18 protein-coding genes are annotated in these 14331 nt (G+C 66.8%); 9 read left to right on the top strand and 9 right to left on the bottom strand.

Annotated features, from left to right (window positions below):
* Positions 1–33: 33 nt before the first annotated feature.
* The 8 genes from SOM18_RS02860 to madL form a co-directional block, all read right to left on the bottom strand.
* Positions 34–246: a CsbD family protein gene (locus SOM18_RS02860; RefSeq protein ID WP_031440048.1), complete on the bottom strand. Its 213-nt coding sequence runs from the start codon at positions 244–246 to the stop codon at positions 34–36.
* On the bottom strand, positions 243–1775 hold the full coding sequence (locus SOM18_RS02855; RefSeq protein WP_042466771.1) for a PAS domain S-box protein: 1533 nt from the start codon (positions 1773–1775) through the stop codon (positions 243–245). The genes SOM18_RS02860 and SOM18_RS02855 overlap by 4 nt, the downstream gene beginning before the upstream one ends.
* Positions 1776–1779: 4 nt before the next feature.
* The gene (locus SOM18_RS02850) at positions 1780–2145 is read right to left on the bottom strand and encodes a CsbD family protein (RefSeq protein WP_320481255.1); all 366 of its coding nucleotides are present in this window, start codon (positions 2143–2145) and stop codon (positions 1780–1782) included.
* Between the two features lie 40 nt (positions 2146–2185).
* On the bottom strand, positions 2186–2515 hold the full coding sequence (locus SOM18_RS02845) for a hypothetical protein (protein ID WP_031440051.1): 330 nt from the start codon (positions 2513–2515) through the stop codon (positions 2186–2188).
* Between the two features lie 94 nt (positions 2516–2609).
* Positions 2610–2804 (bottom strand): hypothetical protein, encoded by a 195-nt coding sequence (locus tag SOM18_RS02840; RefSeq protein ID WP_031440052.1) that lies wholly within the window; start codon positions 2802–2804, stop codon positions 2610–2612.
* 161 nt (positions 2805–2965) lie between these two features.
* Positions 2966–3655, bottom strand: a complete 690-nt coding sequence (locus SOM18_RS02835) for a GntR family transcriptional regulator (RefSeq protein ID WP_320481254.1) — start codon at positions 3653–3655, stop codon at positions 2966–2968.
* 4 nt (positions 3656–3659) lie between these two features.
* Positions 3660–4424 carry a malonate transporter subunit MadM gene (gene madM / locus SOM18_RS02830; RefSeq protein ID WP_056022622.1) on the bottom strand — a complete coding sequence of 255 codons (765 nt, stop codon included), beginning with the start codon at positions 4422–4424 and terminating at the stop codon, positions 3660–3662.
* 11 nt (positions 4425–4435) lie between these two features.
* Entirely contained in the window at positions 4436–4879 is a 444-nt protein-coding gene (gene madL / locus SOM18_RS02825) for a malonate transporter subunit MadL (protein ID WP_031440056.1), read from the bottom strand.
* 165 nt (positions 4880–5044) lie between these two features.
* Here madL and mdcA point away from each other — a divergent pair, with 165 nt between their 5' ends.
* The 9 genes from mdcA to SOM18_RS02780 all read left to right on the top strand — a co-directional run bounded on the left by mdcA (position 5045) and on the right by SOM18_RS02780 (position 12169).
* Positions 5045–6691 (top strand): malonate decarboxylase subunit alpha, encoded by a 1647-nt coding sequence (gene mdcA, locus SOM18_RS02820; protein ID WP_031440057.1) that lies wholly within the window; start codon positions 5045–5047, stop codon positions 6689–6691.
* Positions 6692–6702: 11 nt separating this feature from the next.
* Positions 6703–7020 carry a malonate decarboxylase acyl carrier protein gene (mdcC, locus tag SOM18_RS02815; RefSeq protein WP_031440058.1) on the top strand — a complete coding sequence of 106 codons (318 nt, stop codon included), beginning with the start codon at positions 6703–6705 and terminating at the stop codon, positions 7018–7020.
* Entirely contained in the window at positions 7017–7976 is a 960-nt protein-coding gene (locus tag SOM18_RS02810; RefSeq protein ID WP_031440059.1) for a biotin-independent malonate decarboxylase subunit beta, read from the top strand. Before mdcC ends, SOM18_RS02810 begins: the two co-directional genes overlap by 4 nt.
* Positions 7963–8679 carry a biotin-independent malonate decarboxylase subunit gamma gene (gene mdcE / locus SOM18_RS02805; protein ID WP_320481253.1) on the top strand — a complete coding sequence of 239 codons (717 nt, stop codon included), beginning with the start codon at positions 7963–7965 and terminating at the stop codon, positions 8677–8679. The genes SOM18_RS02810 and mdcE overlap by 14 nt, the downstream gene beginning before the upstream one ends.
* On the top strand, positions 8679–9308 hold the full coding sequence (mdcG, locus tag SOM18_RS02800; RefSeq protein ID WP_107045819.1) for a malonate decarboxylase holo-[acyl-carrier-protein] synthase: 630 nt from the start codon (positions 8679–8681) through the stop codon (positions 9306–9308). The genes mdcE and mdcG overlap by 1 nt, the downstream gene beginning before the upstream one ends.
* The gene (mdcB, locus tag SOM18_RS02795; RefSeq protein WP_320481252.1) at positions 9305–10141 is read left to right on the top strand and encodes a triphosphoribosyl-dephospho-CoA synthase MdcB; all 837 of its coding nucleotides are present in this window, start codon (positions 9305–9307) and stop codon (positions 10139–10141) included. Before mdcG ends, mdcB begins: the two co-directional genes overlap by 4 nt.
* Positions 10138–11049: an acyltransferase domain-containing protein gene (locus SOM18_RS02790; protein WP_320481251.1), complete on the top strand. Its 912-nt coding sequence runs from the start codon at positions 10138–10140 to the stop codon at positions 11047–11049. Before mdcB ends, SOM18_RS02790 begins: the two co-directional genes overlap by 4 nt.
* Before the next feature lie 153 nt (positions 11050–11202).
* Positions 11203–11778, top strand: coding sequence for a GAF domain-containing protein (locus SOM18_RS02785; RefSeq protein ID WP_160172600.1), 576 nt, complete (start codon positions 11203–11205; stop codon positions 11776–11778).
* 46 nt (positions 11779–11824) lie between these two features.
* Entirely contained in the window at positions 11825–12169 is a 345-nt protein-coding gene (locus tag SOM18_RS02780; protein ID WP_320481250.1) for a hypothetical protein, read from the top strand.
* A gap of 128 nt (positions 12170–12297) precedes the next feature.
* Here SOM18_RS02780 and SOM18_RS02775 read toward each other — a convergent pair whose 3' ends face one another.
* The gene (locus SOM18_RS02775; protein ID WP_235188278.1) at positions 12298–12957 is read right to left on the bottom strand and encodes a PEPxxWA-CTERM sorting domain-containing protein; all 660 of its coding nucleotides are present in this window, start codon (positions 12955–12957) and stop codon (positions 12298–12300) included.
* Positions 12958–14331 lie beyond the last annotated feature (1374 nt).

Genomic DNA, 14331 nt, shown 5'->3' with positions numbered 1-14331 from the left:
ATGCTCCTGTTGAATAATGTGCCCGCGACGGCGTCAGTCGGCGCCGTCGCGGTCGATGGAATGGTCCGCTTCATGCGGCTCGGCCTGGGCCTGCCTCGCGCCGGCCTTGCTTTCGCGGCGGCCGCTGCGTTCGACACCGGGGTCGCCGATGATCTTGCCGATCGCCTCCTGGACGGAGCCCTTGGCCTGGCGGGCGCGTCCGGTCTTGCTGCCGGCCTTGCCGCCTGGTGTCGTGTCGTCGGTCATGCTGCGACCTCCTTGCTTGCCGCGTCGGCCGGATGACGCGCGGGCAGCGAGTCTCCGTCGAAGCCGCGCGCGCGCGCCCAGGCTGCGGCGGCGTTGCGGCGGTTGACCCCGATCTTCGAATAGATCCGCGCAACATGGTTGCGCACCGTGTTGCCCGAGACGTCGAGCGTCCGTGCGATCGACTTGTCGTCGAGCCCGCGACAGATCAGCGCCAGCACCTCGCGCTCGCGCGGGGTCAACTCGTCGAGCCCGACGCCGACCGGATCGGCCTGCGGCGTTCGGATCCGTGCGAGCTTCTCCATGATCGACCGGCTGAGCCAGCTCGTATCCTGCATCACCGCCTCGATCGCATGGACCAGCTCGCGCTCGGATGCCTTGCGCGTGCTGATGTCGCGCATCGCCCACAGCATGCACGGTTCGCCGCCGAGCTGGATCGGTTCGCTTGAGACGATCCCATCGATCACCTGCCCCGATTTGAGCCGCAGGCGAAGCTCGCGGTCGCGGATCGGCCGGTCGGCGGCGATCTCGCCCTCGATCTGGTGCTGGATCGCACCGGTCTCCCACAGATCGACGACCCCGAGCGGCCGATCGACGATGTCCGCCGCCGTATAGCTGGTCAGCTCGGTGAACGCCTCGTTGACGTCGCACAGACGGTGGCCGTCGCGCGTGCCGATCGCCAGCGCGACCGGCGCCAGCGAGAAGGTGCGCGTGAACCGGTCCTCGCTGTGGCGCAGCGCTGTCTCCGCCTTGCGACGGGGTTCGAGGTCCGCGAAGGTGAACAGCATGCACGCCTGCTCGGCCAGATCGATCGGCTGGCCCGCGACGATCACCAGCTTGGTGCCGCCTTCGGGCAGGTCGAGTTCGGCCTCCATCTGCGGGATCGTCCGCCCCTCGCACAGCCGCTGCTTCGCCACGTCGCGCTTGTCGGCATGCGCGAGGATGTCGAGATCGTAGAGCGTGCGCGCGAGCACCCCGTCGCGCTCATGCCCGGTCATGTCGAGAAAACCCTGATTGACCTTCACGAATTTCAGATCGCACAGCCGGCAGATCAGCGCGGGCGCGGGGTTCGCGTTGAAAGACTGCTCGAACCGGTCCTCCGCCTCGAACTGCGCGGAGACGTCCTGGATGACGAGCACGAGGCATTCGGGCTCGTCCTGGTCATCGGTCAGGACGAGGCTGCGGACCTGATGGACCCAGCGCGGGCTGTCCTCGCCCGCGACCGCCACCTCGACCACCACCTGCGAAAACGCCTCGCCCGACACGACGCGCTCGATCGGATAGTCATCGTCGCCCAACCGGTGGTTGTTGCGATAGCGCAGCTGGAACTTCGCCCGATACGCGTCGACCGTCGCCCCCAGATCCTCGACCGCGTCGACCCCGTGCATCGCGAGCGCCGCGGCGTTCGCCCACAGGATCGACTGGTCCGGATCGATCAGGATCACGCCCTCGTCGAGCCCCGCAATGATCTGGCGCAGATGGCGCAGATCGGCGGAGTCGCGCAGCGACTTGAGGGCGGGGGCGGCGGTCATCGGATCAGTCGCGCTGGCCGTGGACGAGCCAGGCCAGGCCATAGCCGATCGCGGCGGCGCCAAGTGCCCAGAGCAACGGTGCGTCCTCGACGGACTCCTGCACGGTTCGCGCGCCCTGTCGCGCCAGCTGGCCGGCACGGTCGGCGGCCTCGCGAGCGTCGCTGCCGAGCTTGTCGGCGAGTTCCGGGGCGCCATCGACGGCATCGGCGACCGCGGACTTCGCGCGGCCGTAGAGATTCTGTGCGCCGCCCGCGACCTGATCGACGACGCCGTCGACCTGCCAGTCACGGCTGCTGACGGTATCGCCGATCGTCTTCTCGACCTTGCCGCCGACATAGCGTGCGCCGCCCTGGAATTCGTCCTTGTTCATCGTCTTGTCCTTCTCGAAAGTGGGGAAACGTCAATTCGACTCAGGGCAGGACACGGCATGCCGCCGCGGCCTTGCCGACCTCGAGTGCGATCGCCGGGTCGCGCAGTTCGGAGGCGACACGGATCAGGTCGGACGGCGTCAGCGCCCCCGGCGTCGTGTCGTTCTGCCGATACGCCGCGGCCGCCTTGCCGAGCCGCTGGAGCTGCCCGAGCGAGAGGCGCGACTGGAGCCGCTCGCCGACGCAATCCGCGCGCGGCGCGTCGAGCCCGTAGCGCTGCAACCCAGACGATATGCGTGTCGCCGGTGCCGCACAGCCGACGACTCCCGTCATCAGTACAAGCGAGGCGATCGTCGCAGACAGGCTTTTCATGATCGGGCTCCCGACATTCCAGTAGCGCAACTGCTTGCGGATCGGACGCATAAAGCGTGAAACGAGACGTAAGTTCCTGGTATTTATGCGCTAATCACGGGTACTCATATACTAGAGGATCGGCCGCCCGCGCCCGGTACAATCGTGCGAACCGGCGATGCAGCGTCACCGTGCTGGCATCGGTCGCCACGCTGGCGCGCCGCTCGTGCCAGTCGGCGCGCGCGTGAAAATAGGGGGCCCCGCCGGCATCTGTGGGCTGCGGCGGCCGGTCGTCGTCCTGATCCGTCATCGTCCTGCTTTTCTCAATGGTCGTCGCCGCGACCTTAGGCCGTCAGCGCAGCCGCCGCTTGATCGGAAAGGACCAGTGCACTGGGTAGATATCCCAGTCGGCGCCGCATGCCTCCGGGGGAGGGAGGACTCATACGCGGAGGAACCCACCAGGCCGGGCGATCATCCCGCCGGCTTGGCGTGCGCGGCGTCCTGGTGCGCGATATAGCTGTCGAGCGCGCTCGCGGCGTTGAGCATGTGCGCGCGCATCCGCCGGGCCGCCTCGTCGCCATCGCCCTCGGCGATCGCGCTCATCACCGCGTCATGCTCCGCGCGCGAGCTGACGAGGCGGCGGTCCTGACGTAGCTGCATCCGGCGGAACGCGTTGAGCCGCGTCCGCACCGCGATTGCCTGATCGGCCAGGAAATCATTATGCGCCGCGCGGTAGATCGCCTCGTGGAACTCACGGTTGAGCGCGTCATAGGCGTCGACGTCACCCGCCACGACCGCCGCCTCGCTCGCCTCGTGCACCCGCAGCAGACGGCTGCGTTCTAGCGGCGTGATCCGGTAGGTGGCGAGCCGGACGCACACCGCCTCGAGCTCCGCCATCGTCTCGAACATGTCCATCACCTCCTCGGCGGTGACATGACGGACGATGACGCCGCGGCGCGGGCGGACCTCGACCATCCCGCTGGTCGCGAGCTGGCGCAGCGCCTCGCGGACCGGGGTACGCGAGGCGCCGTAGCGGTCGGCCAGTTGCTGTTCGTCGAGCATCGTGCCCGGCGCGAGCTCGCCGGACGAGATCGCATCGGTCAGCGCGTTGCGGATCCGGTCGGACAGCAGTCCCGTGTCTTCGCTCTCGATATCCGCCACGCTGTCAGCCCCCCACGATCGCGCGGACGATCAGATAGAGGATCGACGGCGCCACTAGGCACCCTAGCCCGGTATGGAAGGTCGCGGTCAAGGCGCCATAGGGCACGAGCCGGCGATCGGTCGCGGCAAGCCCGCCTGACACGCCGCTGACCGTCCCCATCAGCCCGCCGAACACCATCGCGCTGCGCGGGTTGTTGAGCCCGATCAGCCCGGCGACCAAGGGCGTGCCGACCATCACCATCACGGCCTTGAACACGCCCGTCGCGATCGACAGCGCGATGACCGGCGAGCTCGCGCCGATCGCCGCACCCGTGACCGGCCCGACGATATAGGTGACCGCGCCCGCGCCGATCGTCGTCATCGACACCGCATCGGTATAGCCGAACGACGCCGCAACCAGCGCGCCGACGATGAACGGCAGGATCGTACCGAGCAGCAGCGCGACGACGCCGATCAGACCCGCCTTCTTAGCCTGTTCGACATCGACCTCGCACGCGGTCGCGACGATCGCGAAGTCGCGCAGCATCGCGCCGCCCATCAGCCCGATTCCGGCGAGCATCGGCAGGTCGGCGAGCCCCTTGTGCCCGCCCGTCGCGATCCCGCCCCAGAAGGCGAGCGCGAGGCCGATCAGGATCGCGATCGCCGAGCCATGGACCCGGCCCATCGTCAGCTTGGCGGACAGAATGTTCGACAGCCACATGACGATGCCGACGACCGCAAACGCGGTGAGCAGCGCATTGGCGGTCAGGACCTTGGTGATCATTTCCATGCGTGCGGTCCTTAGCGCGGGGTGATCGGGGCGGGGGATCCGGCGGCGATCGCCATCTCGGCTTCACGCGTCTCACGCGCCTCGATCTCGTCCATGGTCTCGGGCGTGCCCGACAGCCGGCTGATGATCGCGACTGCACTGAAGCACAGCAGCAGCGCGCCGACGCCCGCGATCAGCACGATCGGACCGCCCTCGACCGCGGCGACGACATCCTGCTGCGCCGCCATCGCGACGACGATCGGGATATACAGCGCACCCCAGAAGCCGATCCCGCGCGATACGCCTTCATTGTAGCGGCCGCGCGTCTTCAGCCACATCCGCGCGGCGATCAGCAGGATCATCGCGATACCGACCCCGCCGACATTGGCCTTCACGCCGAGCAGCACGCCAAGGCCTTCGCCGAGCACTTGCCCGATCAGCGTACATATCGCGAGCAGTGCTACGCCGGCGATCATGCGCCGCGTCCCGCATCTGTGGCGTCAACGGGTAGGGACTCGCTCATGGCATAACCTCTCAATGTATTCGATCTGGCGTCTTATACGCCGTCAAGTATGCACAGGGTTGCGTTTGGAGCAATAGCGAATACAAGAGAGGCGGAATAAGCGTCAGGAGGCGATGCGGTGCGGCAATGGAATACGCGCAAGCAGTTGCGCGAGGAGCGGATTGCGGCGGGCCGGGGCTTTGCCACCGGCAAGCTGGTCGATCCCGAAACGCTCGTCGACTTTCTCGAAGCGGTGCTCAGGCCCGGTGACCGGGTCTGCCTCGAGGGCGACAACCAGAAACAGGCGGACGTGCTGGCCCGGGGGCTGGCGGCGATGGATCCCGAACGGATCCACGACCTGCACATGGTCCAGTCGGGCGTCGTCCTGCCCGAGCATCTCGACGTCTTCGACAGCGGCATCGCGAAGCGGCTCGACTTCTCCTATTCGGGGCCGCAATCGGCACGGATCGCGAAGATGCTGTTCGGCGGCAAGATCGAGCTCGGCGCGATCCACACCTATCTCGAACTGTTTGCACGCTATTTCGTCGATCTGACGCCACAGGTCGCGCTGATCGCCGCGGTCAGCGCGGATCGTCACGGCAATCTCTATACCGGCCCCAATACCGAGGACACGCCGACCGTGGTCGAGGCGACGAGCTTCGGCAGCGGCCTCGTGATCGCGCAGGTCGGCGAGATCGTCGATACGCTGCCGCGGGTCGACATCCCCGGCGACCAGGTCCATTTCGTGCTCGACGCAGGGCGCCCCTTCTATGTCGAGCCGCTGTTCACGCGCGATCCCGCGGCGATGACCGAGACTCAGATCCTCACCGCGATGCTGGCGATCAAGGGGCTCTATCAGCCTTACGGGGTGCGCCGGCTGAATCACGGCATCGGCTTCAACACCGCGGCGATCGAGCTGCTGCTGCCGACCTATGGCGAGAAGCTCGGGCTGAAGGGCAAGATCTGCACGCACTGGGCGCTCAACCCGCACCCGACGCTGATTCCCGCGATCGAGGCGGGGTGGGTCGAGCAGGTTCATTGCTTCGGCTCCGAAGTCGGCATGGAGGATTATCTCGCCGCGCGGCCCGACATTTTCTTCACCGGCCCCGACGGCTCGCTCCGCTCGAACCGCGCGTTCAGCCAGACCGCGGGGCTGTATGCCTGCGACATGTTCATCGGCTCGACGCTGCAGATCGACCTCGCCGGGCACAGCTCGACGATCACCGCGAACCGCATCGCCGGCTTTGGCGGCGCGCCCAACATGGGGTCGGACGCGCGTGGCCGGCGTCATCCCAGCGCACCCTGGTTGCAGGCCGGCGCGGAGGCGGATCCCGATACCGCGGCACCGCTGCGGCGCGGCCGCAAACTCGTCGTCCAGATCGGCGAGACGTTCGGCGAGGGCAATGCGCCGCTGTTCGTCGAAAAGCTCGGCGCGCTCGAACTCGCGGAAAAGCTCGATCTCGATCTCGCACCAATCATGGTCTATGCCGACGACACGACGCACATCGTCACCGAGGAGGGCATCGCCAACCTGCTGCTCTGCCGCACTGCGGACGAGCGCGAACAGGCGATCCGCGGCGTCGCGGGCTTTACCGAGATCGGCCGCGGCCGCGACAGGGCGATGGTCGAACGGCTGCGCGAGCGGAAGATCATCCAGCGGCCCGAGGATCTCGGCATCGACCCGCTCGACGCGAACCGCAACATGCTGGCCGCGCGTTCGATCAAGGACCTGATGCTCGCCTCGGGCGGGCTCTACCGGCCGCCGAGCCGGTTCCGGAACTGGTAGGGGATAGAAGCATGGAAATCCTGCATTTCGATATAGCCGCGCCCGTCCCGGCGGGCGGCACGCGCGCGTTGGCGCTGGTCGGCGTGGTCGCGTCGGGCAATCTGGAAGTGCTGGTCGAGCGCGGCGACGCGGCCGATCGGTGCGCGATCGAGATCAGCACCGCGGCGCACGGCTTTCGCGACCTCTGGGACGCGGTCGTCGCCGATTTCGTCGGCCGGCGCGCCGCCGGTGGCCTGCGGATCGCGATCAACGATGGCGGCGCACGACCCGATACCGTGTCGCTGCGCCTCGCCCAGGCCGTCCGCATGATCGAGGAGCCCGAAGCATGAGCAACCTTCATCAGAGCTGGTACGAGGCGGGCGCGCGCGAGCGGATCGCGGCGCTGGTCGATACCGGCAGCTTCACCGAATATGTCGGCCCAGAGCGGCGCGAGACCAGCCCGCATCTTGGCATCTTCGACCTGCCCGCGCAGTTTGACGACGGCATCGTCGTCGGCGCCGCGACCGTCGACGGCACGCCGATCCTGATCGCCGCGCAGGAGGGCCGCTTCATGGGCGGCGCGTTCGGCGAGGTTCACGGCGCCAAGCTGACCGGGCTGCTCCGCGCCGCCAAAGCCCTCACCCGCAACGTCGTGATCGCGTTCGACACCGGCGGCGTCCGTCTGCAGGAGGCCAATGCCGGCGAGATCGCGATCGCCGAGATCATGCGCGCGGCTACCGAAGCGCGGATCGCGGGCGTGCGCGTCGTCGGACTGATCGGCGGCCGCGCGGGCTGCTATGGCGGCGGCGGGCTGATCGCCGGCTGTTGCTCGACGCTGATCATATCCGAACAGGGGCGGATCAGCGTCACCGGCCCCGAGGTGATCGAGACCAACAAGGGCGTCGAGGAATTCGACTCGCGCGATCGTGCGCTGGTCTGGCGGACGATGGGCGGCAAGCACCGGACGCTGATCGGCGGCGCGGACCTGTTCGTCGACGACGATGCCGCGGCGTTCCGCGCGGCGATGCTCGCGGCGCTCGGGCGACCAGCCAAGGCGGGTTCCGTTCGGAATGCCTCCTCTGTCCCGTTCGGGAGAGGGGAGCGACCCGGTCTCAACCTAGCCACTCTGGACGCGGAACAGGACCGCCTCGAACGCCGCATCGCCCGGTTCGGCGAGGCCGCCGACGCGACCGACATCTGGCGCATGCTGGGCATCGATGACCCGCAAGCGATCCCCGACATGCCTTCCGCCGCCTTCGCGACCCTTGCCGCCCAATACCGGGAGAGCGCCGATGACGCCCGTTGAGATCCTCGATTCGCTGTTTCCGGCCGGCCATGATGTCACCGCGGAGGGCGACCTGCTGTTCGGTCGCGGCACATCGCCCGACGGACGGGTCGTGCATGTCATCGGCGCCACCGCGCGCGCGCCGATCGGCATCGACCAGGCGATCCGCCTGTCCGCCGCGGTGCTCGCGATCGCGCGCAGCGACGACGACGCGCCGATCCTCTTTCTCGTCGACAGCGCGAGCCAGCGGATGAGCCGGCGTGACGAACTGCTCGGCCTCAGCGAATATCTCGCGCACCTCGCCAAGTCGCTGCTGCTCGCCGAGGCGCGTGGCCACCGCACGATCGGCCTGCTCTATGGCGGCAGCGCGGCCGGCGCGTTCATCGCCACCGCGCTCGCCTGCGACACGCTCGTCGCGCTGCCCGGCGCGCATCCCGAAGTGATGGACCTCGCCTCGATGGCGCGCGTCACCAAGCTGTCGATCGATCTGCTCGAGGACAAGGCCAAGACCACCCCGGTCTTCGCCCCCGGCCTCGACAATCTGGTCAGCGTCGGCGGGGTCGCCGAAGTCTGGGATCCGCAGCGCAGCCTCGCCGATCAGCTCGCGACGCTGCTCGCCGCGACGCGCGATCACGATGCGCGCGCGACGCTCGGGGCCGAGCGCAAGGGCCGGCCCAAGGCCGCGGCGATCGCGGACGAGGTGGACGCGGCGGCGCGGCGCTGATGCGGTTCGACCGACACCGGCTGGTCTGGATCGACCCGCAGCGCTGGCCCGCCATCCTCGCCGCGCACGGGCTCGCCAACGCCCCGGCGCTGCTGGCCGATTGGGCCAAGGACGATCGCCCGCTGATCGCGCGGCGGCCGGTCGTCGGCGAACTGCCGTGCCTGGTCCCGCTCGGGCTGCCGCTGCCGCCGTCGATCGGCAAGCAGCGGCTCGCCTTCGCCGTGCCTCCCGATTCCATCCGGGCCGATGCTCCGCCGCCGCTGCTCCGCGATGCGGCGGCGGCGGCACCTCCGACCTGGCAAGCCAGCATCGCCGCGCTCGTCGGGCTCGACCCGGACACGCGCTGTTTCGGCAGCCTCGCCTGGGCTCATCTGACTCACCTGAACTATTTGTCGCCAGGCTCGGATCTCGACCTGCTCTGGGAGGTGGCGGACGAGCACGCCGCGACGTCATTCGCCCTTACGCTCATGGTCGTCGACGCGACCGCACCGATGCGGATCGACGGCGAATTGCTGACGCCGCAGGGACGAGCGGTCCAGTGGCGCGAATGGGCGTCGGACGCTCCCGAGCTGCTCGTCAAGGCGCTGCACGCGAACGGCGTGACCCCACGCGCGGAAATGTTCGCATGACCGCGCTCGTCGTTTCAACGCCCGCGGTCGACGCCGACGCGATCGGCCACGCCGCCGCTCTGTGCCTCAGGCGTGAGATCGCGACCTATCCCAAGCCCGGCCTCGTCAGCCCGGTGGATCCGGGTGCGCATGACGACATGGATGCGGCGATGATGAACCGCAGCGCCGACGCACTCGCACCCTATCTCGCCGCGCTGGCCCAGGCGGGGGCTGCGGGGGCAGGGATGGACCGCCTGCGCGCGATCGGAATCGCGGCGGAGGCGGCGATGATGGTCGCGACGGGCGGCGTGAACACGCACCGCGGCGCGATCTTCGGCATGGGCCTGCTCTGCGCCGCTACGGGGTTCCGCGCGCGCTATGGCATCGCCGCGCCGCTCGGGACGATCGTCGCGCAGCACTGGGGCGCGGAGATCCTGCGCGGGCCCGTCACGCTGCACAGCCATGGCACCATGGTCGCGCGCCGCCATGCCGCGGGCGGCGCACGGGCCGAGGCCGCGGCCGGCTTTCCCGCGCTCTACGCCACCGCCTTGCCCGCGCTCGCAGCCGCGCAGCGCCTGCGGCCCGACGACCGGAACGCGCAGGCGGTGCAGGTCCTGATGACGCTGATCGTCGCCGTCGCGGACACCAATCTCCTCTATCGCGGCGGCCCCGCGGGTCTGGCCTTCGCGCAAGACGAGGCCCGCGCCTTCCTCGCGACCGGAGGCATCGCCGTGGCGGACTGGCGCGCGCGCGCGATCGCGGTCCATCACCGCTTCGTCGCCCGGCGGCTCAGTCCCGGGGGCTGTGCGGACCTGCTGGCGATGACGTTCTTCGTTGCGGCGCACGACTCGTGACGCTCGCGCTGCTCTGTTCGGGGCAGGGGCGGCAGGACCGCGCGATGTTCGGCCTGTTCGTCGACCATCCCGCCGCCGCACCGATCCTTGCCGAGGCCACCGCGATCCTCGGACAGGACGTCCATCAGCTCGTCCGGACCGCCGCGGACGACCGGCTCCACGCCAATGCGACGAGCCAGATCCTGTGCGTCGCGCGCGGGCTGACGGCGGCGGCGTGTCTCGAACCGATCGGTCCGGCGCTGGTCGCGGGCTATAGCGTCGGCGAGATGACCGCCTGGGGCATTGCCGGCCGGTGGTCGCCCGCCGCCACGCTGCGGCTCACCGCGGCGCGAGCGGCGGCGATGGACGCGGCAGGGGGCGCGGAGGATGGCCTCGGCTTCGTCCGCGGCCTGCCGCGCGACGCGGTCGAGGCGCTGGTCGCACGGTTCGACTGCGGCATCGCGATCGTCAATCCCGGCTTGCTGTTCGTGATCGGCGGCACCCGCGCGCAGGTCGCCGCCTGTTGCGACGCGGCGTTGGCACAGGGCGCAGCGTCCGCTCGCCCGATCGCGGTCCGCGTCGCGTCGCACACCCGCCGCCTGTCCGCCGCCGTCGCGCCGTTCCACGCCGCGCTGCTCGAAGCCCAGCCCGCACGGCCAATCCGGGGTCGGACGCTGATCGGCGCAACCGATGCCACGATCGTCCGCGGCGCCGCCGGCATCGCAGGACTTGCGGCCCAGATCGACACGACGATCGACTGGGCCGCCACGCTCGAGGCACTCGTCGAACGCGGCGTCGACCGTCTGCTCGAACTCGGCCCCGGCACCGCGCTCGCCGACATGGTCCGCGCCGCCTATCCCACGCTCGACGTCCGCGCAGTCGACGACTTCCGCAGCCTCGCCGGAATCACCGCCTGGATCGCCCGCTGAAACTGCGGGGGAGACAAGGGGAGGGTGCCGTTCGATAGGGCGGGCGGTGATGCCAACCCTTTGTTAGCTATTGCTTTATATCGTCACAGGCCGGGCAAACGGATGCTTAGGCTCCCTATCTGCTCGATTGGGCACATAGGGCTAGGATATGATATGTCGATCTCGTTCTACATCATGGCGGATAAGCCGGAAAATGAACGCGAGCGCGAAAGGGCCATTGCGACAAGCAATCTCATCGCAAGTCCGCATGTCGGCAGATTCCGGCCGATCTTGGATGCTGTCCGCGATACCCTGAAAGCAAAGTCCGCCGCCATCACCATCGTCTATCAGGACTCGACTTACGTATTGTCCGCAGCGGGTTTCGAGGCCGGCATCTATAAGAGGTCTACGTCCTTCTGTGCGCATGCCATTCTATCCCCCGACGAACTGACGATCGTTCCGGACGCCGGCGCAGACGAGCGTTTCGCCGGCAACCCCTTCGTCGACACGATCGAGGGCATTCAATTCTATATTGGTGCGCCGCTACGCGACGAAGACGGCACCGTACTCGGGGCGCTGTGCGTCTTCGATGAAAAACCCCGTGACTTCATCACGGACGACGACAGGGCGCGGATCATCGCGTTGAAGAAAGAAGCAGAGGCGATTGTCCACGCCATAAGCAAGCAGGCCGACGTCGATCGCGAAGGCGATAAGGAAGTCCAGTCTTCGATGCAAAGCCAGCGACCGTGATGGCCACGTGTCCGCAACGACGCAGACTGCCCGGACGAGCCTCAAGATGAATATGTATCGCAAAATCGCGAGCGATATCTCTCCGGCGCTGATCGAACGTCGTTGCGCATCCCGGCATCTCGTCAACCTGGGGGCGCTTCTGATCACCCCTCTGGGCGAAATGATACCCGCGACCGTGACGGGCGTCTCCACGCGTGGTTTTCGGGTGAAAGCGGATTATGGCGTGACGATCGGCCGATCCGTCGGCCTCGCCATTCCGGGCCTGCCGAGATATGTCGGGTGGGTCGCCTGGTCCTATCTCGGCGAATTCGGGCTGGAGGGTGCCCAGGAAATTACCGAGGACGCCGTCGAGCATATTGTCGCACTAGGCACCCCTTCGGCGATTACATAGTTCAGCAAGCTGCAGGATCCTCGACGCCCTCATTCTGGGGTCAGAAATCAGACGCAGATGACGCTGGACCGAAAAGCCGCCGACCATTGAAGGGCGGCGGCTCTATCTGGGATGAATTGCCATCGAGATCAGGCGTAAACAGTACCTGTGACGACTTTCCCGATGCGCCGGCGGAGGCTGAAGCCAACTCCCCCGAAGCCGACGAGCATCATGAGCCACGTTGCCGGCTCTGGAACCGCGCCGATCGAAACGGTCGCATTCTCAGGTGCAAAATCTGTAATCTGGTTGACGTTACCCACACCGTTTCGGGGCCAGAGATTAAACCCATATTGCGTTGGCCCAAAGCCCGTGCTCGGCAGCAAGGCGAGCGGAACCCGCGCTGTCAGCATGTTTCCAGCGATGGAAATACCAGTTGGGTCCAAGGCGTTTGGACCGACCGATCCGGTGCCGTTCTTCTGTATCACGATGGCCTGATTGAAGATCACATCGGGTTGACCGATCGAGGCAAAAGGCCTGGCGATGCCTGTACCGGTGTTGACGCCGAAAATGTACAGACCCGCCGTCTGCGGATCGATATCCCCGGCGAAAGTGGCGCCTAGCGTGAAGAATTGCGACATACTGTCGTAATTGACCGAGAGGCCTGTGACGTCGAGATCTGCAAAACGCGGACCCGCAGTATATGACGGAATGAAGTCGTCGGTCGGATCCATGATTGATACAGCTGCAGCGGGTGTCGCACAAATTGCCGTCAATCCAAGCATTCCGACTATGATTGCCTTGTTTATCATGGGACTATCCTCGAAAGTCGGCAACCAGCGTCGCCATTCTTTCCTTATCATACTCCGGAATTCTCGACGATAATCCTAATGGCTTAAGACGCACTACTCCAATTGGATTATAGGAGACCTCCGCATATCCTTGGATTCGTCGAATTTGATGCGAATTTCCCTGAGCAAGCCGCGGAAGTGGTCCAGGTTCCCCTACCGATCGGGAAAGGTGCAGGTGCTCCACTTCCCGACGGAAGTTCTCCGGCCCGATCGTGACGGATGCGGTGTCGCAACAGGCGGTCGCCGCGCCTCATGATCTACGGATGAGAAGCGCCATCGGACACGCATGATCGTGATCGATGACCAGAAATCGCATCGCGTTTGGCCATGCAGTCGAAGTTGCAGTCTGAAGCTCTGAACGTTTCGGCGAAGGAGGGGAAGGTGCCGATCGACGGGCCCTGCTGGGCCGCCACGCGCGGCATAGAGGCGGCGTCCGTTTCTTCCGATCAACTGCTCGGTAGGTGCAGGTCGGGCCGTCGTCAGTCGCTCGACGCGCGCGGTCGGCTCCCCGGTCGAGCCCGTCCTCGTCTGGATAGAACGCGTGTGGATCCTAGCCCGGTCCCCGCTTCATACGTGTTTGAGCTTGTGAGCGGCGTACCCGAGAACGAGAAACGCTGCGACGGAAGAGCCGGCCCAGCCCACCAGGATCATTACCATTGAAACACCCTCTGCTCCGCGGCGCGTTTCGCACCGTCGAAGCGCGCAATAAGTCCTGTTTCCTTATGGTTAACAAGACATGAAGAGTGACCCAACCGTGATTTATTTGATGATGGGCTACGCTGGCCACCGGGTGACGTCCAGGCCCCCCGAGCTGCTTGATTGTCCTAATCTTTCTGCGCTCGCAGATGGCGGGTAGTTGCAAACTGATTGAGAACAAAAATGGAACTACGGAGTTCAGGTGCGATCCTGATTCGCTGCCCGGATGCGTTCAATAAGAATGTAATCCCCACAAGATCGACTGCCCGAGCACGCGAAAGAGCAGGCAGGAGCCTCGCTAGCCTCCCTACGATGATAGGGCGAAACGCCGCCTAGCTGAACCAGTCCGTCACGCGCGGTCCGCCGCGACGCCTGCCAGCGGAGGAACGCCGCCACCGCGCGATCGTCCTCAACGCCGACGAGCGGGCACTGGGCGCGCGCGATCCTTGGTCACCGGGAGAGCCTACGGATCCTGTCAGCTCGCGCGAGACAAGGCGTTGTCGCGCATCAGGTGCGGCTGTGGCCGGAAGGTTTGGAAATCGCCAGCTGCATGCTCGGATGGCTCTGCGGGGATAGTAGGCGAGGGTAATCCGAAATACCCCCTGAGCCGCCCCCGGAATGCCTGATCTGCGACGAATA

This window comes from Sphingomonas sp. CFBP9019, from assembly GCF_034045155.1.
Classification (GTDB): Bacteria; Pseudomonadota; Alphaproteobacteria; order Sphingomonadales; family Sphingomonadaceae; genus Sphingomonas; species Sphingomonas aerolata.
The sequence above is the reverse complement of the archived record's forward strand: the minus strand, read 5'-3'. Positions and strand labels throughout refer to the sequence as shown.

What these genes read in the sequence shown, in the direction of transcription:
- madM (WP_056022622.1), bottom strand. Translation starts at nt 4,424, where the DNA reads ATGGAAATGATCACCAAGGTCCTGACCGCCAATGCGCTGCTCACCGCG.
- mdcC (WP_031440058.1), top strand. Translation starts at nt 6,703, where the DNA reads ATGGAAATCCTGCATTTCGATATAGCCGCGCCCGTCCCGGCGGGCGGC.
- madL (WP_031440056.1), bottom strand. Translation starts at nt 4,879, where the DNA reads ATGATCGCCGGCGTAGCACTGCTCGCGATATGTACGCTGATCGGGCAA.
- mdcG (WP_107045819.1), top strand. Translation starts at nt 8,679, where the DNA reads ATGCGGTTCGACCGACACCGGCTGGTCTGGATCGACCCGCAGCGCTGG.
- SOM18_RS02860 (WP_031440048.1), bottom strand. Translation starts at nt 246, where the DNA reads ATGACCGACGACACGACACCAGGCGGCAAGGCCGGCAGCAAGACCGGA.
- SOM18_RS02840 (WP_031440052.1), bottom strand. Translation starts at nt 2,804, where the DNA reads ATGACGGATCAGGACGACGACCGGCCGCCGCAGCCCACAGATGCCGGC.
- SOM18_RS02855 (WP_042466771.1), bottom strand. Translation starts at nt 1,775, where the DNA reads ATGACCGCCGCCCCCGCCCTCAAGTCGCTGCGCGACTCCGCCGATCTG.
- SOM18_RS02775 (WP_235188278.1), bottom strand. Translation starts at nt 12,957, where the DNA reads ATGATAAACAAGGCAATCATAGTCGGAATGCTTGGATTGACGGCAATT.
- SOM18_RS02785 (WP_160172600.1), top strand. Translation starts at nt 11,203, where the DNA reads ATGTCGATCTCGTTCTACATCATGGCGGATAAGCCGGAAAATGAACGC.
- SOM18_RS02810 (WP_031440059.1), top strand. Translation starts at nt 7,017, where the DNA reads ATGAGCAACCTTCATCAGAGCTGGTACGAGGCGGGCGCGCGCGAGCGG.
- SOM18_RS02850 (WP_320481255.1), bottom strand. Translation starts at nt 2,145, where the DNA reads ATGAACAAGGACGAATTCCAGGGCGGCGCACGCTATGTCGGCGGCAAG.
- mdcB (WP_320481252.1), top strand. Translation starts at nt 9,305, where the DNA reads ATGACCGCGCTCGTCGTTTCAACGCCCGCGGTCGACGCCGACGCGATC.
- mdcE (WP_320481253.1), top strand. Translation starts at nt 7,963, where the DNA reads ATGACGCCCGTTGAGATCCTCGATTCGCTGTTTCCGGCCGGCCATGAT.
- SOM18_RS02780 (WP_320481250.1), top strand. Translation starts at nt 11,825, where the DNA reads ATGAATATGTATCGCAAAATCGCGAGCGATATCTCTCCGGCGCTGATC.
- SOM18_RS02845 (WP_031440051.1), bottom strand. Translation starts at nt 2,515, where the DNA reads ATGAAAAGCCTGTCTGCGACGATCGCCTCGCTTGTACTGATGACGGGA.